A 1,770-nucleotide genomic window follows, 5' to 3' on the forward strand; every position below is an offset into this window, starting at 1 on the left:
GAGGTGTGGCGCACGCGCGCGTACGGCGATTTCTGGCCGTACATGATGGTGGCCGAGGGCTCGGTCGACCTCTGTGCCGAACCCGAGCTGTCGCTCTGGGACATGGCGGCCACCGCGATCGTCGTGACGGAGGCCGGCGGCACCTTCACCGGCCTGGACGGCCGTCCGGGGCCGCACAGCGGAAACGCTGCCGCGTCGAACGGTCTGCTCCACGACGAGCTGCTGGGCTACCTCAACGAGCGCAACTGACCGACCTCACAAGTGAGCGCGCGCGCCCTCAATTGGACGCGCGCGCCCTCTTGTTGACCCTCGCTTTGCCTGCCACGCTGACAGCACCCCCACTTGTGCATTTGTGAATCCTTGAACTAACGGATTCGTAGGAGGTGCTCAGCCCATGCTCGTCCGCGACGCCATGAGCACGGTGGTCCTGACCATCGGCCCCGCACACACCCTCCGGCAGGCCGCCGCCCTGATGTCCGCACGCCGCGTCGGTGCGGCCCTGGTCCTGGACCCGGACGCCGGCGGCATCGGCATCCTCACCGAGCGCGACATCCTCAACTCCGTGGCCCTGGGCCAGGACCCGGACACGGAACGCACCCACGCCCACACCACCAACGACGTCGTCTTCGCCGCCCCGGCCTGGACCCTGGAGGAGGCGGCCTCCGCCATGGCGCACGGCGGCTTCCGGCATCTCGTCGTCCTGGAGGGCGAGGAGGCCGTCGGCATCGTCTCCGTCCGCGACATCATCCGCTGCTGGGCACCCCTACGGCAGCCCGCGCCCGCCCTGTGAGCACAGGACGGGCCGTACTCCCCGAGGGAAGTCCGGCCCGTCCTGCCCACGACAAGCGGTCCAGTGCTGGAGTATCAGCCGCGCAGGGCCTGTACCGCGACCTCCAGCCGCTTGCCAAAACCAGTCCCGATCCTACAATGGACATTGTCCAAGTCAAGTGAGGCTCCAAAGTCACACCTGTTCGGGACTCGACCGGCCCTGCTGTTAGGCTGATGCTCATGAGTGACCTTCTGGAACGGCTGCGCGGACGCGGATGGCGGATGACCGCGCAGAGGCGCGTCGTGGCCGAGGTGCTCGACGGCGAACACGTCCACCTGACAGCCGACGAGGTCCACGCACGGGCCGTCGCCAAGCTGCCCGAGATCTCCCGGGCGACCGTCTACAACACGCTCGGTGAACTGGTCTCCCTCGGCGAGGTGCTCGAGGTCGCCACCGACAAGCGCGCCAAGCGGTACGACCCGAACGCGCACCGCCCCCACCACCACCTGGTCTGCGCCCAGTGCGGGGCGATCCGCGACGTCCATCCGAGCGGCAACCCGCTGGCCGACCTCCCGGACACGGAGCGTTTCGGCTTCACGGTCTCGGGCGTCGAGGTGACGTACCGCGGCGTCTGCCCGAACTGCGCGGCGGCATAACCCACGCGACACCGAAGCCCCGGCATCCGCCCTGGACGCCGGGGCTTCGCGCTGTCCGGAGCCTTGGGCCGTCTGGAGCCTCGGTCCGTCTGGAGCCTTTGGCCGCACTGTCCGGAAATGAGTCGAGGGCCGGAACCCTTTCGGATTCCGACCCTCGACCTTCAGTAGCGGGGACAGGATTTGAACCTGCGACCTCTGGGTTATGAGCCCAGCGAGCTACCGAGCTGCTCCACCCCGCGCCGTTGAATGCAACATTACGTCACGGGGAAGGGAAGAAGCAAATCAATAGCCGCTCCCCAGTTGTCGCAGGTCAGGCCGCACTCACTCAGCCCGTCCGGCGTTTGA

General features: G+C 68.0%; 3 protein-coding genes and 1 tRNA gene. 3 read left to right on the forward strand and 1 reads right to left on the reverse strand.

Annotated features, from left to right (window positions below; all coding sequences use genetic code 11):
• The 3 genes from BZL64_RS26165 to BZL64_RS26175 all read left to right on the forward strand — a co-directional run.
• Nucleotides 1–249, forward strand: a 249-nt coding sequence (locus BZL64_RS26165; RefSeq protein WP_279634613.1) for an inositol monophosphatase family protein, incomplete at its 5' end; no start/stop codon positions are given.
• A gap of 145 nt (nucleotides 250–394) precedes the next feature.
• Nucleotides 395–790, forward strand: coding sequence for a CBS domain-containing protein (locus BZL64_RS26170; RefSeq protein WP_086771644.1), 396 nt, complete (start codon nucleotides 395–397; stop codon nucleotides 788–790).
• 218 nt (nucleotides 791–1,008) lie between these two features.
• A complete protein-coding gene (locus BZL64_RS26175; RefSeq protein WP_086771645.1) occupies nucleotides 1,009–1,425 on the forward strand; it encodes a Fur family transcriptional regulator in 417 nt (138 codons plus the stop codon).
• A 165-nt stretch (nucleotides 1,426–1,590) separates the two neighbouring features.
• Here BZL64_RS26175 and BZL64_RS26180 read toward each other — a convergent pair.
• Nucleotides 1,591–1,664 (reverse strand) — tRNA-Met (locus tag BZL64_RS26180).
• Nucleotides 1,665–1,770 lie beyond the last annotated feature (106 nt).

This window comes from Streptomyces bobili, assembly GCF_002154575.1.
Classification (GTDB): Bacteria; Actinomycetota; Actinomycetes; order Streptomycetales; family Streptomycetaceae; genus Streptomyces; species Streptomyces bobili.

Bases quoted from the DNA above. Each gene is read 5' to 3' on its own strand.
- BZL64_RS26175 (WP_086771645.1), top strand. From the start codon at position 1,009: ATGAGTGACCTTCTGGAACGGCTGCGCGGACGCGGATGGCGGATGACC.
- BZL64_RS26170 (WP_086771644.1), top strand. From the start codon at position 395: ATGCTCGTCCGCGACGCCATGAGCACGGTGGTCCTGACCATCGGCCCC.